Raw genomic sequence first — 25,476 nt, 5'->3', positions numbered from 1 at the left:
CGTTTCGGAAAGCGGCTGCAAAGGTAAGGACTTTTTCATTACTTCCAAACTTTTCAAAAGAAATTTTTGAAGTTTTTTTTCAGAACCCGACCAGGGCAATATTCTGAAGAACTCTGCACAACATAAAAACCTGTAAACCAACCCATCATACCCTCTCACCTCCTCCGTTTGTTCAATACATCGGTTCCTGATTGTGGCTGCAAAGATAGAAACATTAATATCCCATTTCCAAATTTTTTACACACTTTTTTTCAAAAAAAATTCAATAATACACACAACAAATTGATAACCAGCAATTTTACTTTACAAAATTATTACACACAAACCTACGTTATAGAGTATCCCATGCTTTAAAAAGGGAGAAGAAAGGAGAAAAAATCGAGTGGAAGAAAACGAAGTAATTTTCTTCCTACTTTCGTTTTCCGACCTCTCACACCACCGTACGTGCCGTTCGGCATACGGCGGTTCCTATTTTGGGCACCATTTGAGATAGCAGTCCATCAGTACCACATAGCCAGCCTTACGCAGCATATCATTAGACATTGCAGAGGTTACCAGTCTGCTGTTTGCCACACGCCAATAGCCTAGACGAGTGTTTTCCCATTGATATGCCCGCCAGTCAAGAGTACCACATTTCTTTAAGTTGGCCACTCTAGTCTTGACATTCTTCCATGATTTCCAAATACACATGCGTATACGTCGCCTTAACCATTCATCGGTTTCAATACAAAGGCGTTTTATTTGTGCAAGATGGAAGTAGGCAATCCATCCTCTTATGTAATCCTTGAGTTTCTGTTTCCTGATATCATAGCCCCAACCGTTACTGCGACTTGTCAACTCTTTGAGTTTCGATTTCAGCTTATTTTTGGATTGGGGATGCACTGTTAGGAGACATTGTCCTCTCATCACATAAAAGGAGTAGCCCAGGAACTTTACTCCTCTTACATAAGACACAACAGTCTTTTCACGGTTTACCTGAAGGAAGAGTTTTCCCTCTATAAACCGAGTTATTGATTTCCTTACACGCCGGGCGGCACGTTTGGATTTACAAAATATCAGCACATCGTCTGCGTAATGGACAAAGGGAAGCCCGCGTCTCTCCAGTTCTTTATCAAGCCCACCTAGCATGATGTTACTCAACAGAGGACTTAAAGGACCTCCCTGGGGAGTACCTTCTGCACTCACCTCGAACAAGCCCCGGTTTATTACACCACTGCGAAGATATTTGGGTATCAGGCTTATTACCCGTCCATCCTTTATGGTACGGCTGAGTATCTCTATCAACTTGCTATGACTTACCGTGTCAAAGAAGCGCTCAAGGTCGAGGTCGACTACGTATTTATAGCCTTCAGCCACTGTCTTTTACGCTCTTAGAAGGGCATCATGACACCCTCGTTTAGGGCGGAAACCGTAACTTGTCCTGGGAAACTGACACTCGTATACCGGAGTCAATACTTGGTTTATGGCCTGTTGCACCAACCGATCTCCACAGTGGGTATACCCAAAAGGCGTTTCTTGCCATTGTCCTTGGGAATTTCTCCCCTGCGAACAGGTACAAATTACAACTACATGATTATAAACAACTTATCAATTCATCCTTATTGAATTTTAGCCATAAAAAAAGCTGCTCGCATGACATCTTGTCGATACCGCCACTACCGTTGTTTCTGACTACTACCTTATAGGCTTTATTCAGATTCAATGGACTGAGGATGATTTCCAATAGGTGTTCTTTGTCAAATGGTACTTCCACGATGTTGTCTTCAGTCATCCACATGAAGGTCTGCACTCCCTCATACCATTCGGATTCCGTCCTGTCTCTTTGAGGGCAGTCATTAGCTTGGGCTGATGTTTTCTGCATTCTTTATTTCATAAGGTAACTTTCAATTACTATCGTTTGATTAGTAGGTTCGGTCCTTCATGGGGTCTATCGATACCCCCATTACAATGACCTCTGCTGACTTCTCACGGCAAGCGTTACTCCATACATTTCGTAAAAAAGGAAACTATACTGTATGTCCGTGAGCCCCCGGATAAGGGTATTAACTTTCCATCTTATGTCTGCTTCATTTACACCAACCGTTCCGAATAGCTATAAGGCTTTAGTTTGTTTAGCAACCTTACCCACGGTTATATGCCTTATATGAAGTTTCTGTTCGTCAGACCAGATGTTTGCCACCAGATGCTTTCAGATTCCACCTCGCGATGGACACCCTTGATTTGGGCTGTATGATTCCTGCTATTAGGGCTCATTGGGGACTTGTACCCATTAGATAATACTCATGCCGAACATACTAAAAAATCGGGCAGGAATCGACAAGTCATTCCTACCCGATAAAACACGAATCACTTCAAATGACTTTCAATAAAACCGATAATCTCCGGGTCGGACGGACGCGGTGCATCCACCGTGATAATCCGCCCCTTCTTGTCGAACATCATAAAACGGGGTATTCCGTTGATATTGTACAAATCGCAAAAATTCTTTAGCAGGAATTGCTTCCACTCCGGTTTGTCTTTTTCCAGCTTTGTTTCCCACGCCTTGCGGTTAGCATCCACAGAAATGCTGACAATCTCAATACGAGGATCGTTTCTGAAATACTCCGCTACTTTTTCCATATAAGGAATTTCCTCACAACAGGGACCGCACCAGGTTGCCCACACGTCCAAATAAACCGCCTTGCCTTGCAGGTCTGAAAACTTAAAGACCTTTCCGGTAATATCTTCCAGTTCACACTCCACAGCATCGGCACCGGGGCGGAGTTTTTTGAATATCCCGTACTGCTTCCGGAGAGCTTCCTGATTTTCAGCCTCCCGCAGTAGGTCCATCCCCCGGGTAAAAACGGCCTCAGCCTCCCCGTCAGCGTCCTCACCGGCAAAAAACTCCGTCAGTATATTCATGTAGACCTTTTCGCGAATCTGCAGGTCAGCGATTTTACCGGCAACCAGCGAAAGCGTATACTGCCAGGCGTCCTTACCGCCGTTTTCCTGACGACACTGACAGCACCAGGAAAAATAATAGTCTATCAATCCGATAGCCATATACCCGGGGTTGTCCACATCGCATTCCTGCATGAAACGATTGTAGTCGGGATCGGAAGACACCGGCAGTCCCGCATCCTGCAACCGCCCCAGCCAGGTGAACAAGGTCAGGAAAGCAGAAGCATCCAGTTCGCGGAGCGCCAAGCTGCGGAAAGTGGTATCAGGGATGTCAGCCAGACGTTTTTCCGCACGGAGGCGGAAATCCGCAAAGGTAAGTTCGGCCTCCTTGAAAGAGGCATAATCCTGTCCTGTCTTTTCCTTCATCTCCCGCTGCAATTCCGCATAAAGGCGGTGTGCATCGGCAAGGTCGCCGGTGATACGGCAGTCGCCCACCCTGGACAAATCCGCCTCGATATGATTCCGGGTACCGTTGATCATAATGACGCTGAAGAATCCGGTTTCGGGCACCATCATAAAAGAAATGGCAGGTTTTTCCAGTTTCCGGACATAGCGGAACGAGCCATCGGCAGACAGGCGGATGGTGTCCATATCTTCAACGGTTTTGCCACACTTAATCATGGCATAAGAGGCAGCGGCATTTTCAAACTTCCCGGTCAGCACATACTCACCGGCATTTCCGGCGCAGCCCGCCGCGAAGACGGCGCTGCACAGGAAAACCAATAATCTGAATCCATTCATTTGCTTTACAATTTAATTTTCAACCCATACGAATTAATAATTCTGCGTCAACGAAGCGTTGTAACGCACGGCATTGTTCGGAAAGGGAAATACCCACAGGGGCGAATCGGGAGCCAGGGTGTAGGTGCCGGATCCGGGCACCTCGCGGGTAATCGTGCGGCGGTATTTCGCTTCCGTATTCCAGCGCTTGCAGTCGAAAAAATTTTCGTAGGTGGAAATACATTCTATCCACTTGGCGGGCTGCAAGAGCGCCATAGCCTCCTCTTCGGTATGCACCGTCCCTTCGTAAGCCGTAAAAAAATCCGGGTGAATGCGCCGACGGCGTACCTCATCCACCAAATGCAGTCCTTTGTCAATCTCCCCCGTACGGATGTAACATTCGGCTGCGGTATAATACATCCGGTCTACGGTAATACCGTAGGCATTCACTGTAGTCACCAAAGAGAAATTCATCAGTCCGCCCTCAATTCCTCCCAGCATCAGACCGTACATAGAATTCCAGATACCCATCGGATTCGGATCGACCGGAATGTCTCCCCAACCGCCTTCTTCATCATCCTCCCAGCCGCCTTCCTCATCACTCCAGTTTTCATCGCTCCGGTCCCCTTCCCCGCCTTCATCACTCCAATCCTCATCGCCCCAATCTTCACCGTCTTCTTCCTCACCATAATCTTCATCTTCTCCGTCATCTCCGCCTCCGCCGCCCATTACAGCATAATAGCGCACATAATCGCCCTCTTCAAAAAGCCGGGCAGTCTCCCTCGACAGAATTTCCCCGAAAGGTGCACTACCACTGCGCATAAACAATATATTATTGGGAGCCCTGTCAAGCAAAGACCAGCTGCCGGACGCCACCACTACCGAACGATCCTCCAGAGTATTCTGGTATTCAATTGACTTTAAAGCACAATCCAATGCCTCGGGATACTTTTTCATCTGCATGAGCACTTTGGCACGCACGGCATACCCCCACGCTTTCCCGCCCCGGCAGACATCGGGAGTGGCATCGGACAGGCATTCGATCTGCTCTTTGGCGCAATCCTCCAGAATCAGGCGGTAAACCTCGGCCACAGAGAGTTTCGTTTTCTCGCCGGTCACATCCAAATCGGTCACATAAGCCACACCGCCCGCCGTTCCGGCAGTGGCTTCGTCGTACTGCCGGGCATAGATATTCACAGCCAGCCAGTGCAGGTAAGCACGCATCACCCGGGCTTCCGCCGCCAGACGCACTTTTTTCGCCTCATCGCCTTCCGCCCCGTCCAGCTTGTCCAGCAGGATGTTCATGTAGTTCACATATTGATAAATAGCCGCATAGGTTTCATCGGTTTTCGTCAAAGCCGCCCGGTCGACGGTTTCATCATACGCCAGGTAAGCATACTTCAGCGTGTTCGGCACCGACAAAGCGGTAGCCGCATTTTCAAAAGAACTGTAACATTCATTGCACACAATTCCCAGGTCTGTAACCGCTCCAAATCCATAGCTCTGATTCAGCAGGGTTTCCAGTTCATCCACCTTCCCCAATACAGTCATCCCTTTCGGGGTAATGTCCAATTTATCCTCACAGGCTGTCAACAACGCCCACAAGAGCATGATAAATCCTATTCTTTTCATCATTTCTCGGATTAAAAATTAATATTCAGACTGACGGTATAGCTGCGCGGAGTCTTATCCAGCGTTGCACCGCTGAAGGGATCCACTGTCTCGGGATCAATGTTCCATTTGTTGCGTGCCCAGGTGGCCACGTTGTTCATCTGGAAGCGCAAACGCATAGCGCTCATGCCCAGGCGCCGGCAAAGCGTCCTGGAAAAATCGTAGGCCAGCACGATGTTGCGCACCTTCAGGTAGTCGGCCGGAACAACCGTGCAATCCATATATTCCGTACTATACTGATTTTCGACACCGGTCATTCCCAAATATCCGTTGGCACGCCAGGCATCCTTGTTCTCACTCTTCCAATAATTCAGCAACCCCCGCACAACCACATCGCCCGCATATCCCATTGCACTCCCCACTGTCTCATAATCGCTTGTCCTCGCCCGCATCTTATGTCCGCCGTAGAAGGAACACATGGCGGACAGGCTGAAGCCGTTCCAGGTGATATGCGGTGTGAAGCTCCCGACATATTTGGGGTCAAGACTACCGGAAAAGACAACGTCATCCGGTGTAAATTCCGGACCTCCGACATCCGATGTACAAACAGAACCGTCGGCTTTATACCACCCGCGCTGCTGGTAGCCCAGTGCATCCGTCATATATCCTGCAAAACGCCAGGAATAAAGCGAATTGACCGGCCGTCCTTCATGCAAAGCACGCATAGAGCCAAACCCGTCCGGTTCCTCATGCTCTATTGCCTTTACTTCGTTCTTATTGTAAGCGAAATTCAAAGAAGCGCTGATGCCCAGGGAACGGCGGTCTTCGGCCTGCAGGATTTCGCCATTGAGCGCCAATTCGATACCCGTATTCAAGGCCTCGCCATTGTTGATGGTCAAAGAAGACCAGCCGGTGGTGGGGTCGAGATCCGTCACGGTCAACAGGTCGGAACTGTATTTCCGGTACCAATCCAACGAACCGCTCAACCGGTTGCTGAAAAAGGAAAAATCCATACCCGTATTCCAGGAAGCCGTCTTTTCCCAACGCAACTGGTCGTTGGGAGGCGTATTCAGCGTCCCCTGCTTATTGCCTGTAATACCGTTGACGCCCAACGAAGCCGTCAAAAACGAAGACACCGAAGAGTCGATATTACCCGTCAGTCCGTAGCTGACACGCAGTTTCAGGACATCCAGCCAGGTACAGGGCTTCATAAATGCCTCGTTGTTCAGGTTCCAGCTCAAACCTGCCGACCACAACGGACGTCCCCTGAATTCGGGATCCGCACCGAAAAGGTCGGTCTTGTCCACACGCCAGGAGAACGACGCGCTGTAGCGTCTGCCATAAGTATATCCGCCGGTAAAATAAAGGGAATAGAAACGGTGTAAGACTTCCGAAGTCCGGAATCCCGCTCCGTTACCGCTGAGATCATCCACCGGACTGCTCCCGACAGGAGAGTAGTTGACCCCAAGATCAGAATCCTGAAGGTCTCTGAGGTCTTTGAGATTCACCATATTGGTCAAGTTACTCTGTGTCTGGTCGTCATATCCCAAAAGAAGCGTATGGGTAGAACGGGTTTTCGTCTCGCGGTACTCAAAACCGGCAGCTGCCTCTACGGCATGTTTCTCATTGAACTCCTGCCCATAGTTTGCCTGGGTGCGGAAGGTGTAATAAGCCCCGTTCTCCGTATCGATGTTCAGCATACCGCCATCCGGAATGTAGTGCACCCCGCCACTTGTAAACAAGTTATAAAGGTGGCGCATGTCATAAGATTCCTTTTCTAAATAGCGTTCGCTTTTGTAAGTGATATCCTCATACTGGAAGCGGGCATTCAGATTCAGTACCGGCAATATGTCCAGACTGGCATGTACGAAAGAACGCAGGTTGGTGCGGTTGGCTTTCGTGAAATTCCGCCGCGCTTCGTCAAGCAGGTTGTATTCCTCGGATTTCAGTCCCAGAGCGGGGTTTTTCAGGGCCGGTTCGTTCAAATCCACTTCGGCCTTCATGGCAGCGGGTGTGCCGTCGGCATTGTACATACTCAGGTAGGGCGCAAAGGCGTGCATGCCTTTAAAACCGAAATAATCGGCATGGGTCTTGCTGTTTTCCCGGATCAGGTTCAGGCCCACGGAAAGGGTCAGCAGGTCGTCGACGAGTTCCACATCGCCTTTATAGCTCATATTGAGGGCATTGTCGTGCTGGCGGGTCATGCCCGTATTGTCGCCTTTATAATTGATGACAATGCTGGAGTTGAGGTATTTGCCCATGCTGCGCATCGCCACGTTATACTGGTGTACAATCTGTTTGCGCTGCATTACATCCTGCCACTCTTTGCGATAGTCGTTTTGCTTCCATTCGGCAATCTGCGCATTGTATGCATCGGTTGAAATCCTGCCGGTATGCCGGTCCATCATCAACTGCATAATCGGCGAGAGTTTTTCTCTTTGGCTGCTATACTGCCCATACAATGTCTGGTAGGCATCCTCATTTCCCACCACATAATCGAAATTATAGCGTTCCAGCTCCAGCAATTCGGAAGCGTTCGCCCATTCATGGTTACCGTAGCACTGCTTTTCGCTCACGGTGAGGTCGGCGCTGACATCGATGGAGAGTTTCTCCTGACGTGCCCGTTTGGTCGTGATGACAATCACCCCGTTGGAAGCCCGTGCCCCGTAAATGGAGGCAGCAGAGGCATCTTTCAGCACGGTAATGCTCTCAATGTCATAACGGTTGACCGTTTCCAGCGACCCTTCGATAGGCAACCCGTCCACGACAATCAGGGGACTGGTCTTTGCCTGAAAGGAACCCACGCCCCGGATAGTAAGCGCGTCTTCGCCGCTTTTCAGCCCGTTGTTGTAGCTCACCAACCCGGGAATCTTACCTTCAAGGCTGCTGACAATGTCCGTCGTATAGCGGTTGTCCATCTCTTTGGCCGTGATAAGCTGATAGGCACCAGTAGCACTCTCTCGCTTAAGGTTCTGATAACCGGTAACAATCACCTCCTCCATCATGGTGGCGTTTTCCAGCATCTCTACCACAACGGGGTTCTGTGTCTCGCGGGTAATCCGCAGTTCTTTGTCGTGCATACCTATAAACGAAAAAACCAATACCGGATGGCTACCCTCCACCGGAATGGAAAATTCGCCGTTGATGCCCGTTGCCACTCCCGTTCCGGTATCCTTCACCCGTACATTTACGCCCGGCATAGGTATATTCTGGATATCAACCACCCGGCCGCTGACTACTTTTTTAAAATTCTCTTTGTCCGCCGGACGGATAATCACATTTTCTTTCACAATTTCATAATCCAGACCGTTGTTATACAACACCCGGTCGAGGATGTAGGTCAAAGGCATATCGTTAAAATTTGCCGTCACAGACCGGGTACCTGCCAAAATTTGTTTCTGATAAACAAAATTATAATTTGTCTTTTGTTTCAAATCGGCCAATACCTCTTCCAATGGCTTGTTTTTATAGCTCACACTCAGATTCTGAGTCATCGCTCCCCCGGAGAAAAAGGTCAAGAAGGCCACTACTCCAAGCAACTGCCTGATGTTCATTTTTAACATAATCGTATAAATTTAGTTAGTACACTTTTATCTGTGCGAAATAATAACGGTGTGATTCTCCAGCCTGAATTTCAATCCACCGCTTTTTTCCAAAATCTCCAATACTTCGTTGAAATCTCCATAGCGGGGTACACTCCCCATAAACACCGTTTCGCTGAGGACATTATCTGCAAATTCGTAATCGAAATTATACCACCGTGCCAAAGTAGCCATGATTTGTCCCAGATTCTGCTCTTCAAAGACAAACAACCCTTTCCGCCAACCGGTTACCACCTCCGTATTTACCGAACGTACAAAAGCGGAAGCCTCTTTCTTGTCAAACACGGCCTGACGTCCCGGTGTAAGAAACAACTCGGCATTCAGGTTTCCAGCCACCTGCAGCGCCACACTTCCCGATATGAGGGTGGTATAGACTGCCGCGTCCTCTTCATAGGAGCGGATATTGAATTCTGTACCGTATACCCGCACCAACTGGCCGTCTGATTCCACATAAAACGGTTTTTCCTCATTGTGCGCCACCTGGAAATACGCTTCTCCTTTTAAAATCACACGCCGTTCATCCGAACGGAACGTATCGGGATAGCTTAATTGTGATTCGGCATTCAACCACACTTTCGTACCGTCCTCCAAAGTAATTTCAAACTCCCCACCTCGTGGTGTAGTCAGGTGATTGAAGCGTGGAACATCGGTCGAATTCTCCTGTCTTCCCTTTATCCGTCGGTTTTTTATGGCCTTTTCGTTCCTGACAGCGTCCGCTCCCAAATCAATGACCTGTCCGTCATCCGTCGTTAAAACGGCCTTTGTCTCTCCCGGATGAATCTGCGAAGCATATAAAGCCGTTTCCTGCCCCCCGATTCCTTCAACCGTCAGGGGAGGCTGCGGTTCATGTCTGAAAAAAACAACTCCTCCCACAATAAGTCCGGTCACGACAGCAGCCGCAATGCCCGCCCGTTTCCCTAGGACCACCAGACGGCGGGACCTGCCTCTCCTGATTTTCGCCTGCATATCTGCCAGGGGCCGCGAAGCGTCGACCGACTTCATCCGCCTCCATTCCCGTTCCAGGAAAGCGCTGTCCAACAAACGCCGGTAAGTCTCTTCGTTTGCCGGGTCGGCCTTCCGCCACGCGTCCAATAACCCGGCCTCCTCTTCGCCGATCGTACCCGAGATACGCTGCAAAATCAAACGGGCAATCTCTTCCGTATATTCCGGTACCGTATTCATAAGATGTCGTTTATGGCTTTCGCCTGTGTGTTACTCTTCGTTCATCGCTTTTTCCAATATCTCTACAAGGCCTTCATCCGAAGGACGGGGCGCATCGGCCGCATATATTTTCCCGTTGCGGTCAATCAGGATAAAACGGGGAATACCGCTGATTCCCCATGCCTGCATGAAGCGTGCGGCCTCCTCTTTCGGGAAGATGAATTGCGCCCAAGCCGGTTTGTCTTTCTCTAGCTTATTCAACCATGCTTTAAGAGCGGTATCTACTGAAATACTGATAAACTGAATCTTATCATTGTCTTTAAAACGTTCCACCAATTTCTCCAAATGAGGAATCTCCGCACAACAGGGACCGCACCACGTAGCCCACACGTCAATGTAGGTCAATTTACCAAAAAAATCGGATAATTTACAAGTCTTCCCATCCGGAGTCTGCAAAACGGCATCACCGGCATCAGTTCCCTTGGCCGTCCGGCAGATACCCGCAATCCGTTCCTCACAATCCCGGATGATCTCCGGATAATCACCGGCGAAGGTCCGGAACCTATCCCAAAATTTCATATAGTCACCGCCCTTACCGAAACAGAAATAAGTAGCCGCACAATTTCTCACCAAAGCCTTTTTCACGACAGGATTCGTCACATAATAATCCACCGTATCCATATAGTGCAAAGCCCAAGGAGTCATATCCCTTCCATAAGCAAGCAGTTCAGCCGGAATTTTACAATGTATATACATACCGGCCAGATCGCTCCTCATACTAATTTCATCATTTACATCGATAGAAGCCAGCAACTCCCGATACTCTTTTTCCCTGCTTTTGTCCTCTCTCAACAAACGGATGCGCAACGATTTCTCAGTAGCTTCTGTCAGACGTGTATAGTAACGGTTGAGTTCTGTACCGGTAACAGAGGGCAAAAGTGCCTTCACCGTCTCCGCCTCTTTCTCTAACAGAGCAAGGTAATCCGCACTGCTCACATTCTCCGGAGCATCCATCGGCATATAACGCATAAAATCGAATGCCCGTGCAAACCGGGTATAGAATTCCGACAACCCCCGGTTATCCCCGCGGAAAGTATACTTCAAATCTCCGTCTTTTTCCCTGTGGAGTATCAACTCCAATGTTTTTCCCTGTTCCAAATGAGCACCGACAATTTCGTTATCATCGACAAAAACCATAACATCATTAAAAGGTGATACCAGACCGGTATCGAACTCAAACGTACCGTCTTCCTTCAACTCCACCGGCCTATACTCCATCGCCCCCTGGTCACCGTCTAAGGAAATTCCTACCTGCAACTCCTGGATTCCGCCGTCCGCCTTTCCTTTCAGAAGCTGAGCACTGCTCCAGAAAGGCATTCCGGCAAGCATAATTGCAAAACACCACTGTGTCTGTTTTTTCATTTTCATTTTTTTACATTTTAAGATTATATTTAAAAGACGTAAAAGGATGGAAAAAGGACAGTAAAAAAAGAAATTTTATTTATTCCGGACAGATAATAAAGGATCTTTAAAAATATAACTATTTTTGTGGTATAAATTCGTATGTTATGGCACAAACCGAACAGCTGCTTTCGGAATTCAAATCCGGAAACATCGGGACTTTTTACAACGAGCTATACGCTAAATTGCTAGTCTATGCCTCCCGGCATCTGGGACCGGATTATGCTTTTTTGGCTGAGGATTGTGTACAGGATGCGGTTTACAAGGCCTATGAACAACGGGGAAGCTTCAAATCGGTCCTCACGCTCAAAGCTTTTCTGTATTCCTGCATCCATCATGCAGCGATTGATATTCTGCGGAAAAACCAGGCGCAATCCAATTACCTCTCGCAACAGGATGACCGTACCGAATTTCTGAACAGTATCATCGAACAGGAAACTCTCAACCTGTTGTACGATTCCATCGAACGCCTGCCGGAAAAATACCGCCGGATCTTCGAACTTCATTTCCAACAAGGGCTTAAAAATGCCGAAATCGCCCAACTGTTAGGTATTACGGAAAGCGCCGTCAAAAAACAAAAAGCCTGCATGCTGGACCTGCTCCGCAAAGACTTGCAAAAACGGACGGGTAATCATTTTCTCGCCGCCACACTGCTGCTGCAATGGCTGCAATGGCTGGAATAAAAACGAAACCATTATCAACAAAATATTTTCGGGAATTATCCGTACCGACAGTTAGTTTCAGTAATCCGCTTATTATAATTCCCAGTAAACATGTATATAAACACCAATCCACATTTTATTGCTGAATAGCCTTAAAAAGGCTACTATTGTAGAAATAATAAGACATCCTAAAACTTACTGAAAAAATATATATTATCAGGAGGATACAAAAAAAGGACTGAATAACGTTTTATTGTTAGACAGTCCCTTGCAAACATACTTTCTCCGCTGGAAGCACTATCTATCGCGTCAGTTCTTCCAGTTTATTCAGCAATATCTGACCTCTCAGATTCTTACCAACAATCTTTCCCTCTCTGTCAATTACAACAATAAAAGGGATAGCACTGAACTGATAAAGTTCTTTCACCTCTTTACCAGCCTGTGGAGCCAATACCTGGCACCAAGGCATTTGTTCATCTTCCAAGGCTTTACGCCAAGCTACTTCATCTTTATCGATAGAAACACTCAGGAACTCAACGCCTTTTTCATGATAAGTCTCATAAGCCTTCTTTACATTCGGAATCTCACCCCGACACGGGCCACACCAGGAAGCCCAAAAATCAATCACAAGCACTTTCCCTCGAAAATCAGACGGTCCCAACTTACTCTTTCCATCTGCTGTCAACAAAGAAAATTCAGGAGCGGGCATTCCTTCATACAACCGTTTTTTCTGTTCTAACGTAATATTGAAATTCCTTACAGCCTCGCTATTCGGATAAGCTTCTGTCAATTTTTTCGCTATACGCTCCACCACTGCATTGTATTTATCATCTTGCAATTGTGAAAGCAATACCACCACAGACTCCCGGTCAGCATATATATCAGCCCAATGACTGATACAATCAAAATATTCTGCACGACAAGTATTTCCCAAAGTTTCATTCAATTCCCGCTGTGTCTCCGCCGACAAGTCTTTGCATCCATACAGTACTCTACCGATATCACCTACCATTCTCATGAAACGCATAGACTCCCAATTCAGTACATCCAACACTTCATTATTGGTTCGCCCCTTGACAGCATAATAGGCTGGACGCATAACCTTAAATTTCGATGTTCCGAAACCAGGGAAATCCACACTCACATCCTCATCACCGAGCCATATTGTCGCTTTTTGTCCACGTTGACAATCCAACTCGTACAAACCCGGATTCTTTACAGTCACCTTCATTTCATAAGTTCCGTCACTCTGAATAGTACAGGAATCTATCACTTGTTTGGAATGTCCTTCCTGTTTCACCACCTGAACCACATTCTCTCCCGGACGTAATGCATTTACCTTACCGCTGATCGTAACCACCGAAGACTGTTTTTTATACTTCTCAGGATGACGGATACGATCGGCAATACTTTCAAAACTTTTCATCATCTGTATGTCTGACGGCTCTGTAGATGTCGACAATTCCTTGGCTCTACGCTCCGTCAATGCCGCAATCGCTTCACGAAAAACCGGGTCCTGGCATTCTACATTCAAGCGTATTCCCCAGTTGTAGACGATAAAATCCGACATGCCACCTTTATCCAAACGCTCTGTAGCCATCTTTATAAACGAAGCCCAATCTCCCTGTTTTTCCGCATAAAACATCCGGGCATCCTCCACAATATTCTCCTTACCGCCGACATCACTTTTCATCAATCGTTTGACATATTTCTCAAATCCTTTCTCATCAAAAGTACCTTGTCCCTCTTGCTCTTTCCAATAACGGTATGCACCTGAATTGTACAACGAATATATTTTCTTATTCACTTCCTTTTCTCCCAATGCTGCAATAAAATCCGCCCGATGTTTATACACATATACGGCCGTCTCATCGTCAACATCCTTAATATATTTACGGAAAAAATCCCAATATTCACGTTCTGTCAATTTGTTCTTATCCAATGTTTTGAAATAGTCCACGCAAATATTTTCCGCTTTCCGGCTCTCGGATGCCAATGACAACACCTCCATATAAGACTGAATGAAAGCAAGCTCACGGTTACCGGAAGCATACTGCTCATTCATCCAGGCATATCCTTTCCTCTCAACGGCCCGTTTCCCTTCCGCCAGCAATATTTTGAGATCAGGAGCACCCACTATCCGATGAATCACATCTCCCTCAGTATTAAAAAACAGCAAGGTCGGGAAGGCATTCACCCCCCATTGTTTGCCCATCGTTTTTCCTTCTCCTGTACCCATATCCATCTTCACATTCACAAAGTGTTCATTGAAATAATCTCCTACTTCTTTCAAGGTAAAGACCTCTTTTGACAAACGCTTACAAGGTACACACCAATCGGTGTAGCAATCCATAAATATGGTCTTACCTGATTTCTTCGCCTCTGCCAATGCCTCTTTCCAGGTTCCGTTGAAAAAACGGATGCCGGCATCGACAGCCGCTTGTTTATCCGACGTTTCCATTTGTGCCTTTATTGCTTTCAAATCGGCTGTATTCAAGCGGATAGTTTGGGCATCTACTCGCACGCCCCCTAAAAATGCCATTATGCTAAAAAACGCAATTAAAAAAGTTGATTTCATCATTTTAAATATTTTTAATGTTATTGTTTTTTCCACCCCATATCCATAACACGTCCGAAACCGTCGTAACTTTTCTCAGAGCTTTTATCCACTACGCCACTCGACGGATCTACACGCAATTGGTAAACAACCCCCTCACCTGCAATATCGGCAGTCGCAATATAAATAACCTCACAATCATTGACAGGCTTGTTACCACTTGCACCATAAAGGTATTTTTGCAAACGGACACAAGTAATTTCCGTCCCCGCAGGCGCTGTCCATACAGGAGTCGCTTTCGCAGGCACTGACTTATAATCAAGCAAATACAAGGTATTTCCACTTGCATAATAAAAAATCTCTCCTTTATAACCGGCAGTCACGGATACCACTTTTTTATCCAAACCTTCACAACCGCCAAGGTCGTATTTAGCTTTACCGATAGCATTCTGAGTGAATATCCCGCAAAAATCAGCAACGAGCAAATAATGATGTCCCGAAGCATCTTTCATCAGAATATGCTCATAATTATTACGTCCGAAATCGCTGGCAACAAGTTCTAATCCGACTTGATTACAATCGAATGCGGCCTCTTTACCCTGCACCGAAAAATCAGACAATGCCGAACCGTTATTTTTCAGGCAACGGAATTTTTGTGTCGACTGATTGTAAACAACTCCCATATAACCCGCAGTCGCCATTTGGGCACACCAGGGTGCCAATTCTCCACTCTCATCCTTACAAGGTACTCCGAATTTAAGCGTGTTCCGATTCGACCCCATCGAAGAAGCATTCAAACCATACCCCTTATTGTCATTTACCATGAATTCACGCCGTCCGGAAGATACTGTAAAACAAGTGATATTCCGTTGGGCAGGCACTTCATAAAAAAGATTGTCAAAAGTATAAAGCGACGTAAAAGAAACAGGGTCAACACCCATTATTTCCTGATCAGAAACAAGATAAACGACTTCCGGTTTCGTTGACATGGAATAAACGACTCGTACCGGCTTGCCATTCATAGCCTCCCCATTCAAAGAAGAATATACATCCAAGGTTATCTTTTCCTGTGTAACATCAGGTGAAACCAGGTCATTGGCAATCAAACCGACATCGGTTTTCCCATTCCGCTCGTACAACACCATCCACCCCTCGCTCAAGCCAGCATGTACTTTCAGATTGAATTTCATAAAATCATCCGTTTCCGTCTGTCTGTTATGGACGGAAAAAATCAATGTCCAATTGATAGTCGGCAAACTGACCGCTACGTTCAACTCGATTTCAGTTGAAAGCGTATCGCTGGAAAGAATAGGAGTCGTCGTTTCTTGCTGTATGGCTACCCATTTGAATTCCAATTCCGGAAAGTCTTTTTCGGAACCGTTCACCAGTTTCCCATTGCAATATACTTTCAGAGGAATTGCAAGCGTTTCCTGCAGTGCAACCGAATAGTCGGTACGGATTCCCGCACCTGCCGTATCAATTATGATTTCATCCAAATCACGGTAATCATAATTACCCTTATCCTCATAGCAAGCACTCGCCATAAACACCCATACAAGCACCCACAATACATTATTCAATACTTTCATAAACATACAATTTAAAATGAAATAGGTCCGTATTCATCCGAGAGGGGGCGGTCAGGATTCGCCGGGTCATTATTATACGCCTCCAATTCCTGACGACATCGATTTTGCCAATAAACCGCTTCCGAATAGGTCAGTTCCCCCGGAGCCGAAGGAATAACAGCACCATAACATACACGAGTAACGGGGACTCCGATAACTTGCGTCATAAAACGATATTTTACCGCACTATATGTTCCCCAAAATTTGCTTAATGGCTGATAAGTTTCCAAATCCTCTTCCCAGTAAAACGGTTTCTTTTCCATATCTTCCACAATCAAATACAATCGGGCATATTCCCTCGCACCACCGCGAAAGCCGTCTTTTTCACGCACCGCAAAAACCACTTTAAAAGAAGAATTTTTAAAATCATCTGTTGACTTCAGGTAAATCGGAAAAATACCCGACACTTCCCCCTGGGGTATCACATAAGGTTTCACGACATAATGCTCGCCGGCAATTACCTGGCCGAGGTCACCCTCCACAGCTTCCAATTCAAAGGTACGATCAACCGCTGACGGCATCCCTGCCACCCGGACATGAAACATCACCGAATCATATTCAAGCGTCAAAGGACGGTAATAGTAATTGTACACCGTGCTATCTGTCCGTGAAGTCAATTCTACCCCACCAAACCAAATATTCAAAAAATCCTCATTCAAAGCGAAGAGTTGTCTTTCGTTTTCTTTACAAGCCTCTAAACACAAAAGAGTTGCAAGACACATAAATATATATTTTTTCATACGTTCTATCTTTAAATTTTATTGATTGCTGACCCAACCCGGATTTTCCAGTTCTTCTTTAGGCATCGGTATCACATATCTTCCTTCTCCTGCCAAATCCACATCTGTTCCAGGTACTACAGAACGATTCAAGCGTTTATATTGGAAAAACAACTGACCGCCCCCTATGACTTCTTTACGGTACTCAGCCAAAAGCAAGGTTTCAAAAGCCGAAAGGTCTGCTTCCGACAAATCTGCCACACCACGGTGACGACACACCTCGTTCAACGGTTCCAACACATCACCGGAACTATGGTAACGGCATTCCGCCAAGATGTAATACATTTCAGGCAAACATATCAAAGGCAGTTTGTTACGATAACTCTGCGCCCAAGAAACAGATTCCAACTGGTCATATTTTTTCAGATAACGCAAGGTATTGCTCATACCCACACCCGTCTTAAACAGATAAAGATAACGATAGTCGTAAGAAGAACCATAATATTCCGATAATCTGCTTTCCTCCAAGGCGAAACTATTGTTTCCTCCATCCAGGTATTTATCGACAATATTACCCAAGGTCACAATGTTCAACGCAAACAAATGCTCGGTCGAAAAGGTCAGGTCAGCTACACTCTCATTTGTCAAGTTCTCCTGTTTTACCCACTCGAAACATCCGCTGCCAATCACTTCTTTTGCACACACTTCTGCATTCGCATAGTCCCCTTTATACAAATATACCCTTGCCATCAAACCTTTTACGGCGTAATAGTTCAAATGCACCTGACGATTCATCAGATAGCCGTTATCGTCAATTTCTGAAACAGTGCGTCCTGTCAATATCGGGTCATTCTCCAGACATTTCGCCGCATCCTGCAAATCCTTCAATACCTTACCCACAAAATCCCCGACCTTTTCCTGAGGGAAAATCGTCGGCGCATATTCCGTCACATAAGGAATCGCAATCCGTTCCATTCCCACTGTGCAACTCGCTCCGAAAATGCGCAATAAATCGAAATGCAAGTATGCCCGCAATGCCAATACTTCACCTTTAATGATAAAATAATTGTCACCGCTAAACAAATTCTCTTTTCCTTCCAACTCTTTCAGCAGCTTATTAGCATTTGCTATCGCATTATACAAGCCAGTCCATACCGAATCAATCCGTACCTCCGATGCCGCATTCTCAAAATCATACTTCTGGTCATCCTCATAATTATAGGGAACAGACGTCCACTCTTGTCCCAATACACCTAACCATCCGAAAGTCAATTCTTTCCCATACAACGCCTCTTTTGTCATCAACGAATAGACCCCTGACAACGCTTCCTTGAAGCCCATTTCCGATGCGAACAAATCTTTGTCTTTCACTTGCGACTTCGGGTCCACGTCCAGCCAATTGTTACATGACACCGTCACCAACAAGCATCCTATCAACAATATTTTTGTAAATTTTTTCATAATATCTTTCTATTTAGCATTAAAAAGTAGCCTGCAAACTAAACGAACAAGTTCGGGCAAAGGGATATTCCAATCCTCTCTCCGCCTTCACAGTTGAAACACGGAAGACATCCGTCATGTAAAAGGCAATCTTCAGTCGCTCTACATACCTTTTGACATTCAAGCGTTTAAAATCATAGGAAACATTCAACGATGACAACGACAACTCATTCGACTTCTCCACGAAACGCGAGGTCGGATAAGTTTGTGTAGGTGTACTTTCCACACGCTTGAAAAATGTCCTGTCACCCGGTTCTTTCCATGTCCCCGTAAAAACCCTTCTGTCCACATTCCACTGCACATCCACGTTTTCCACTCTATCCACCGACGTCTGATTGTAATACTCTCCGCCGACTTTATATGCAAACGAACAATTCACTGCCAATCCCCGCCATTCCGCATTAAAACCGAAATTACCCTGGAATTTAGGATTTGCCTCTCCACATACCACTTGGTCATTCACGTTCCACACATAGGTCCGGTACCCGTTCCGGGCTATGAACATCTCTTCACCCGACGCAGGGTCAATGCCCAACGAACGTACCGCCCAAATGGCGCTTGTCGATTGTCCCTCTTCAAAACGGGTATAAGGTTTAGTCGACAGCGGATTTCCCTCATCATCTATCTGTTCATCGTTCGATTTTGACAAAGCATCCGAAATTTTCTTGATTTCATTCTTATTCGATGATACAGATCCGAATAAAGTCACATAAGCATCATTCTTTGTATTCTCGTACACTCTCCAGTTTATGGTTGCATCGAATCCTCTGTTCTGTACCTCTCCCAGATTTTCCTTGAATGTATTGAAACCAGTAGAACCAGAAAGATCAAAATCCACCAATAAATTATCCGTATTACTGACATAATAATCGAAACGTACCGTCATTCCTTTCAGCAATTGTGCATCAAATCCCACATTCACATCCCTTGTCTGCTGCCATTTCAGTTTGTCGTTCGCCATGCCCATCAAATAAGCTCCCACGATATTGTCATATTCCGCATCCGTAAAATATTTATACGTCGCCATTGCCTGATACGGATTGAAATTCTGACTTCCTGTATAACCGACCGATGCCCTTAATTTAAACTGCCTTAACCATTCAGCTTCTTTCAAGAAAGCCTCATGGTGTAGGTTCCAACCAACACCTGCCGACCAAAAACCACCCCAACGGTTGTCTGATCCATAAATAGACGACCCGCTCAAACGATAAGACAAGTCTGCCAAATAACGGTTGTCGTACGAATAGTTTACGGCTCCGACAACACCCACTTCACGAGTAGTTTCCTCATCGCCCCCCGGACGGCCGTTCTCCGCATATTGTTTGGCAAATGCAACGTGATCCACCTTGTTATTCAAGAACCCCCAAGCTTCCATGCTGTGCCAGTCATACGAATTTTGTTGCATATTCCAGTTCAAATTGGCAAACAAGAGGTGCTTGTTCCACTGTTTCGAGTAATTCAGCGTCGCATCCACTTTCAATGTTTTCGTCACCCCATCCTTCATGTAATACGAACCACGCTGAAAATAACGGTCTCCCGTCCACTCTGCAAAGCGAGTATGGCTGCCTGGATAGAAATCTTCCCTACTATCCTGTTTTTGTGTATATCCAAAACGTCCTATAAACTTCAGATCCTTATACATTTGCCACTCTACATAAAAATTATCCGTCACCTCCGTATATTTCGCAAAATTTTTCGTACCTAACATCGCATTATACAATGGGTTGTAATACTTCGTCGCTTCCTGCCATTCGCGCTGGCTATACGATCCCAATACCTGCTTTACATTACCATTTTCATCCTCTGAAGTCCAATAAGGATTCAATTTCGTATATTCCGAAAAGCTCCCATAAGGCGAATCATCCGCCCGGTTAAATGTAGTCGACAAAACATTCCGGAACAACAGGCTTTTATACCGATACGACAAGGTTATCGCACCCGATACTGTTTCCCTGTCCGAACCTTTCATCACACCCGCCACTTTATTATATGACAAATCCACTCCATACCGCAAATAATCATCTCCGCCTTCCAAATAGAGCGAATGTTTGTGACCGAAACCCGTATGTAAAGGTTTTGCCAGCCAATAGGTATTCACACCACGTTCCACCTCTTTTTTCAACACGTTATATTCCTCCGCCAACCATTGGTCATCTACCGGAAAATGGCCGTTGTATCTTCCTGCCGTCCGTTCTACTTCCAGTTTTTCGGTTGCATCGCAAAGATCATAACTCGTCAAATCCGGAGCTGTCACCGTCAAATCCCCCGTATAGCTCACCTTCAGTTTCCCTTTCTCCGGCTGTATGGTTTCGATGACCACGACCCCATTAGCTGCCCGCGAACCGTAGATTGCTTTTGCAGCCGCATCTTTCAACAACGTGACCGATGCCACCCGGTTCATATCCAAGTCGAATACTTTCTCTGCCGTTGCCTCAAAACCATCCAGAATAAACAAAGGTTAGTTGGGATTTGATCTATACTCACCTTTCACATTCGGCAGACTAGAAGCCCCGCGAATCTGAATATCAGGCATCCGGTTAGGGTCACTACCAAAATCCACGCTCTCTGTAACCATAAAGGAGGGATCCATATTTTTCAAACTCTGCAATATATTTTGATTACCCAATCGCTTCAAATCCTCCTGTTTGAAAGTCGTTGCAGCACCTGTAAAACTCTCAGCCTTGCGAATAAAAATACCTGTCACAACCACTTCCTCCATCTCTGTCACCTCTTCTGTCAATACAACTTCCATAGGCATTGGGTTGGTTTGTTTCAAAACTTTACGCTCTGCCTTATATCCAACAAACGAAAATTCCAATTCTCCCTCTGTCACCGGTAACGTTATCTCAAACTTACCATTCTCATCCGTTGCCGTCCCCAACGAAGTTCCCACCAGTCTGACCGTCACTCCTGGAAGTGGTTGCTTTTTTACATCTACCACCACACCTGTCACTTTAAATACCTTTTTTTCCTGTTGTTCCTGTACAACGGATTTTTCACAAGGTTTCAGCACGATCATTCTGTTCACGACCTCCCAGCTATAGCTATCATAAAACAACTCTTCCAAAACCCTCTCTAAAGTTGAATTCTCTACTTTAACCGACACTTTCCGACCGGTATTCAATACCCGGTCATTAAAGAAAAAATAAAGATCCGTTTGTCTCTCTATTGCTTTCATCACTTTTGCCAGCTCTACATTATCATATTTCAGCGAGATTTTTTTCTGCTGCGAATACGTCTTGGCATTCACTTGAATAAAGAAAACCAATAGAAGAAAAAGAGTAATTTTCATTGCACGCAGTAATTTTTTAAATAAATAATACAACGCAGCAACCTCCGATTGCTTTTTTTTCATAAATTTGAACATTAAAATTAAACATGTCCGGATTGCTACCAACAATTCCGGAATAAACAATTCATTCAAACACCGGCATAGCTACGAACAAATTGCCGGTGTTTATTTTGCAGTAATAACTACCTGATTATTTTCATCCATTACGAAACGCACGTCCACCACCGTCTCTATCACTTTAAACAATTCTCCCAACGGCATACTTTTGTCGATTATCCCCGTAAAAGTCACAGCTCTCACGGTCTCGTCGGAAAACACCGTTTCCACCCCATACCAACGGTACACCTGTCTCATAATCTCCTCCAACGACATCCGGCTAAACACAAACAGTCCATCTTTCCAGGCAATATATTCCCGTACATCCACTTTCTTCACGTTCAAACTCTCTGCCGACGCAGCAGCCTGCTCTCCCGGAACCAATACAATCTGACGTGTTCCTCTCCCAACCCTCACCTTCCCCTCTACCAGCGTTGTCACGACATCGGTACGTTCCGGGTAAGCATTTACATTAAAGTGCGTTCCCAAAACATTCACTTCCACCCCCTGCGCCATAACCTTAAACGGATGTTCCTTATCTTTAGCCACTTCAAAATACGCCTCACCCTCCAAATATACTTTACGTTCATTACCTGTAAATACTTCCGGATATTTCAAGCGGCTGTCCGAATTTAAATACACAACCGTTCCGTCTGATAAGCGCAACTGATATTCCGCCGCTACAGGAACTTCCAATATATTAAACCGCTCTGCCGCCCTATTTTTCTGTCCACTTACCTCATATACAAGGCCCTCGATACTATCCCGGCGGATAGTTACCGCATCGGTCGTCAGAGATTCTTCCAGCTGTTGCTCATCTACCGCAATTTTTTTTCCAAATGCCAAAGTCAGCATAACGGCATTCTGCGGACGTACATATCCTTCCATTTGCTGCTGTTGCTCATTCCCACGGCCATTCCAAAGGATATATCCCGCCACACCTAACCCCAAAGGTAACACTACGGCAACTGCATACTTTATCACATTCCACCATAATCTCCGCTCCTTATTCCTTACCGTACCTATCTCCCTTTGTACTTTATCAAACACTTCTTCTATATCCAACTCCGGTTCTTTCACAGCCATATACATTTGGTCGACAACTTCCCGCACCTGCAATTCATCTTTGTTCCCCTCTTCATAAAGAGCTGCCCATACTTTACGGAATAATTCCTCTTTGGTACTTGTATCCATGCTCCTGCATTTTGAAATTCTTTTATAAAGAACATGAACATCCCGAAAGGGTGAAAAAATTATAGTATTTTTTTTAAGGAAAGTAAAAATAAAATAGTAAGATACATATTATCAGGAGATTTCTGAACCGTATTTTTTAATTTCTTATAAGCAATCTTCACTTGTGACTTTACTGTATTCACCGCCCCCCCCAATTCCTTGGCCGTATCTGTATAGCTCATTCCCTCAATTACAGACATCACAAATATCTTTCTACATCCTTCCGGCAATGCATCAATTACTTTCTTTATAGTCAATAATTTAGCATCTACATCAATCTCATCGTACGTCAACCCCGCTAACCATTCCTGCTCACGCACAATCTCTTTTTCCTGCCTGATCCGGATATTTTGATGCCGGATATAATTCAACACATAATGCCGCACACAAGAATATAAATAACCCTCTATGGCAATATCAGGCTTCATCTCCTTCCGATGGTTCCACAAATACACAAAACTTTCCTGAACAGCATCTTCTGCCACAGCTGTATCCCGATAAAGTCCTAATGCCACAAGCTGCATACTTCGCGCATATTTCCGGAACAAACGTTCAAAAGCCTTCACATCGCCGGCAATAAACTTATTTATGGTTATCTGATCTAACATGATTTCAATTACAAAATTGAAAAAAATAAATACAAACACAATTCTACCCAACAATTTTTTTCCAAAAAAATAAAAATATCACCAATACCATTATTTTTCAATCACACTTTTTATATACTTTTGTAAGGAAAAACAACAAATACAATTATGGCACAACTTCCTTCTATACCAAAGGGAACAAGAGATTATTCACCTGAAATCATGGTGAAGCGCAATTATATATTCGATACGATCAAGAGTGTTTTTAAACTATACGGTTATATGCCGCTGGAAACGCCAGCCATGGAAAACCTGTCCACTTTAATGGGCAAGTACGGAGAGGAAGGGGATAAGCTATTATTCAAAATCTTAAATTCAGGAGATTTTATCGGGAACATCTCCGATCAGGAATTATTAGAAAAGAATAGTATAAAGCTCACCAACAAGATCTCAGAAAAAGGATTACGTTATGACCTGACTGTCCCTTTCGCACGATTTGTCGTACAACATCAAAGCGAATTAACCTTTCCTTTCAAACGTTATCAAATCCAGCCGGTTTGGCGGGCCGACCGGCCTCAGAAAGGACGTTACCGGGAATTTTATCAATGTGACGTAGATGTTGTCGGAAGTGATTCGCTTTTGCATGAAGTAGAGTTGATTCAAATGGTCGACGAAGTATACCGGCGTCTGAAAATCAAGGTGCGTTTATTAATCAATAACCGGAAAATACTGGCAGGAATTGCAGAAATCATAGGTTATCCGGACCAGCTGACAGATATTACAGTAGCCATCGATAAAATGGACAAAATCGGTCTGGACAAGGTTAATGCTGAATTACGGGAAAAAGGAATCACCGAAGAAGCAATCGTCAAATTGCAACCTATTTTGAACCTGGAAGGAAGTAATAGTGAGAAGCTGGAAAAACTCAAAACTATTTTACAGGATAGCCCTATCGGTTTAAAAGGTGTCGAAGAACTATCCATTGTATTCGATTATCTGAAGGATGTGGACATCCGGACCGAAATCAAACTGGACCTTACCCTGGCCCGTGGTTTGAGTTATTATACCGGTGCTATTTTTGAAGTAAAAGCCTTAGATGTCCAGATCGGTAGTATCACCGGAGGTGGACGTTATGATGACCTGACCGGTATTTTCGGATTAAAAAATATGTCGGGAGTAGGTATATCCTTCGGTGCCGACCGTATTTTCGATGTCATGAATCAACTGGATCTGTTTCCCAAAGATAATATGACAACCACTCAGATCCTTTTCGTCAATTTCGGTAAGCAGGAAGAAAGATATTGTTTACCACTTCTCAAACAACTGCGGGAAGCCGGTATCAATGCGGAAATTTATCCGGAAGCCGCTAAAATGAAAAAACAGATGACTTATGCAGATAAAAAAGAGATACCTTTCGTAGCCCTGATCGGCGAAAATGAAATGCAAGAAGGTATTATCTCCCTGAAAAATATGCTATCGGGTGAACAGCATAATGTTACAATGGAAGAGTTAGTCGAAAGACTCAAGCGATAAGACGAATAAAACATTCATCAACCGGTATTTATGCAGATATATAAAAAGGAACATCGTCCCCTGAAAAGTCACGGATACGATTCCAGATGTCCATGATAAAATGAAAAAGAACAGTGAAAACGGGAAACAACTTTCACTACATGTGATGTGTGCATTTTTCAATTTTTAATTTTC

General features: G+C 45.2%; 15 protein-coding genes and 1 pseudogene. 2 read left to right on the top strand and 14 right to left on the bottom strand.

Annotated features, from left to right (window positions below; genetic code table 11):
• Positions 1–468: 468 nt before the first annotated feature.
• The 6 genes and pseudogenes from ltrA to AC5RDS_RS09510 all read right to left on the bottom strand — a co-directional run bounded on the left by ltrA (position 469) and on the right by AC5RDS_RS09510 (position 11,462).
• Positions 469–1,861: pseudogene (gene ltrA, locus AC5RDS_RS09535) on the bottom strand (group II intron reverse transcriptase/maturase).
• Between the two features lie 485 nt (positions 1,862–2,346).
• Positions 2,347–3,681, bottom strand: a complete 1,335-nt coding sequence (locus tag AC5RDS_RS09530) for a TlpA family protein disulfide reductase (protein ID WP_288792223.1) — start codon at positions 3,679–3,681, stop codon at positions 2,347–2,349.
• Positions 3,682–3,714: 33 nt separating this feature from the next.
• On the bottom strand, positions 3,715–5,295 hold the full coding sequence (locus AC5RDS_RS09525; RefSeq protein ID WP_272054857.1) for a RagB/SusD family nutrient uptake outer membrane protein: 1,581 nt from the start codon (positions 5,293–5,295) through the stop codon (positions 3,715–3,717).
• Positions 5,296–5,303: 8 nt separating this feature from the next.
• Positions 5,304–8,834: a SusC/RagA family TonB-linked outer membrane protein gene (locus AC5RDS_RS09520; RefSeq protein WP_272054859.1), complete on the bottom strand. Its 3,531-nt coding sequence runs from the start codon at positions 8,832–8,834 to the stop codon at positions 5,304–5,306.
• 27 nt (positions 8,835–8,861) lie between these two features.
• Positions 8,862–10,055 carry a FecR family protein gene (locus tag AC5RDS_RS09515; RefSeq protein WP_272054861.1) on the bottom strand — a complete coding sequence of 398 codons (1,194 nt, stop codon included), beginning with the start codon at positions 10,053–10,055 and terminating at the stop codon, positions 8,862–8,864.
• A gap of 30 nt (positions 10,056–10,085) precedes the next feature.
• Positions 10,086–11,462, bottom strand: a complete 1,377-nt coding sequence (locus tag AC5RDS_RS09510) for a TlpA family protein disulfide reductase (RefSeq protein WP_272054863.1) — start codon at positions 11,460–11,462, stop codon at positions 10,086–10,088.
• Positions 11,463–11,602: 140 nt separating this feature from the next.
• Here AC5RDS_RS09510 and AC5RDS_RS09505 point away from each other — a divergent pair, with 140 nt between their 5' ends.
• Positions 11,603–12,178: an RNA polymerase sigma factor gene (locus AC5RDS_RS09505; RefSeq protein WP_272054865.1), complete on the top strand. Its 576-nt coding sequence runs from the start codon at positions 11,603–11,605 to the stop codon at positions 12,176–12,178.
• Between the two features lie 280 nt (positions 12,179–12,458).
• Here AC5RDS_RS09505 and AC5RDS_RS09500 read toward each other — a convergent pair whose 3' ends face one another.
• The 8 genes from AC5RDS_RS09500 to AC5RDS_RS09465 all read right to left on the bottom strand — a co-directional run bounded on the left by AC5RDS_RS09500 (position 12,459) and on the right by AC5RDS_RS09465 (position 23,790).
• Positions 12,459–14,738, bottom strand: coding sequence for a TlpA family protein disulfide reductase (locus AC5RDS_RS09500; RefSeq protein ID WP_175315790.1), 2,280 nt, complete (start codon positions 14,736–14,738; stop codon positions 12,459–12,461).
• Positions 14,739–14,755: 17 nt separating this feature from the next.
• A complete protein-coding gene (locus AC5RDS_RS09495) occupies positions 14,756–16,303 on the bottom strand; it encodes a PKD-like family lipoprotein (protein WP_175315789.1) in 1,548 nt (515 codons plus the stop codon).
• Between the two features lie 11 nt (positions 16,304–16,314).
• Complete coding sequence (locus tag AC5RDS_RS09490; protein ID WP_175315788.1) at positions 16,315–17,082, bottom strand: DUF4843 domain-containing protein; 768 nt, start codon at positions 17,080–17,082, stop codon at positions 16,315–16,317.
• Between the two features lie 18 nt (positions 17,083–17,100).
• On the bottom strand, positions 17,101–18,522 hold the full coding sequence (locus AC5RDS_RS09485; protein ID WP_175315787.1) for a RagB/SusD family nutrient uptake outer membrane protein: 1,422 nt from the start codon (positions 18,520–18,522) through the stop codon (positions 17,101–17,103).
• Between the two features lie 19 nt (positions 18,523–18,541).
• A complete protein-coding gene (locus AC5RDS_RS09480; protein WP_494222316.1) occupies positions 18,542–21,016 on the bottom strand; it encodes a SusC/RagA family TonB-linked outer membrane protein in 2,475 nt (824 codons plus the stop codon).
• A gap of 3 nt (positions 21,017–21,019) precedes the next feature.
• Entirely contained in the window at positions 21,020–21,916 is an 897-nt protein-coding gene (locus tag AC5RDS_RS09475; protein WP_157741840.1) for an STN domain-containing protein, read from the bottom strand.
• A gap of 102 nt (positions 21,917–22,018) precedes the next feature.
• Positions 22,019–23,143, bottom strand: a complete 1,125-nt coding sequence (locus AC5RDS_RS09470) for a FecR family protein (protein ID WP_175315785.1) — start codon at positions 23,141–23,143, stop codon at positions 22,019–22,021.
• A gap of 59 nt (positions 23,144–23,202) precedes the next feature.
• Entirely contained in the window at positions 23,203–23,790 is a 588-nt protein-coding gene (locus AC5RDS_RS09465) for an RNA polymerase sigma-70 factor (RefSeq protein ID WP_046451211.1), read from the bottom strand.
• Between the two features lie 147 nt (positions 23,791–23,937).
• Between AC5RDS_RS09465 and hisS the strand changes: the two genes are divergently transcribed.
• Positions 23,938–25,302: a histidine--tRNA ligase gene (gene hisS, locus AC5RDS_RS09460; RefSeq protein WP_013612075.1), complete on the top strand. Its 1,365-nt coding sequence runs from the start codon at positions 23,938–23,940 to the stop codon at positions 25,300–25,302.
• Positions 25,303–25,476 lie beyond the last annotated feature (174 nt).

The organism is Odoribacter sp. (assembly GCF_985060555.1).
Note: the sequence above shows the minus strand (reverse complement) of the source record. Positions and strands in the feature narration are given on the sequence as shown.

Bases quoted from the DNA above. Each gene is read 5' to 3' on its own strand.
- AC5RDS_RS09465 (WP_046451211.1), bottom strand. From the start codon at position 23,790: ATGTTAGATCAGATAACCATAAATAAGTTTATTGCCGGCGATGTGAAG.
- AC5RDS_RS09495 (WP_175315789.1), bottom strand. From the start codon at position 16,303: ATGAAAGTATTGAATAATGTATTGTGGGTGCTTGTATGGGTGTTTATG.
- AC5RDS_RS09505 (WP_272054865.1), top strand. From the start codon at position 11,603: ATGGCACAAACCGAACAGCTGCTTTCGGAATTCAAATCCGGAAACATC.
- AC5RDS_RS09530 (WP_288792223.1), bottom strand. From the start codon at position 3,681: ATGAATGGATTCAGATTATTGGTTTTCCTGTGCAGCGCCGTCTTCGCG.
- hisS (WP_013612075.1), top strand. From the start codon at position 23,938: ATGGCACAACTTCCTTCTATACCAAAGGGAACAAGAGATTATTCACCT.
- AC5RDS_RS09475 (WP_157741840.1), bottom strand. From the start codon at position 21,916: ATGAAAAAAAAGCAATCGGAGGTTGCTGCGTTGTATTATTTATTTAAA.
- AC5RDS_RS09515 (WP_272054861.1), bottom strand. From the start codon at position 10,055: ATGAATACGGTACCGGAATATACGGAAGAGATTGCCCGTTTGATTTTG.
- AC5RDS_RS09490 (WP_175315788.1), bottom strand. From the start codon at position 17,082: ATGAAAAAATATATATTTATGTGTCTTGCAACTCTTTTGTGTTTAGAG.
- AC5RDS_RS09485 (WP_175315787.1), bottom strand. From the start codon at position 18,522: ATGAAAAAATTTACAAAAATATTGTTGATAGGATGCTTGTTGGTGACG.
- AC5RDS_RS09500 (WP_175315790.1), bottom strand. From the start codon at position 14,738: ATGATGAAATCAACTTTTTTAATTGCGTTTTTTAGCATAATGGCATTT.
- AC5RDS_RS09520 (WP_272054859.1), bottom strand. From the start codon at position 8,834: ATGTTAAAAATGAACATCAGGCAGTTGCTTGGAGTAGTGGCCTTCTTG.
- AC5RDS_RS09510 (WP_272054863.1), bottom strand. From the start codon at position 11,462: ATGAAAATGAAAAAACAGACACAGTGGTGTTTTGCAATTATGCTTGCC.
- AC5RDS_RS09525 (WP_272054857.1), bottom strand. From the start codon at position 5,295: ATGATGAAAAGAATAGGATTTATCATGCTCTTGTGGGCGTTGTTGACA.
- AC5RDS_RS09470 (WP_175315785.1), bottom strand. From the start codon at position 23,143: ATGGATACAAGTACCAAAGAGGAATTATTCCGTAAAGTATGGGCAGCT.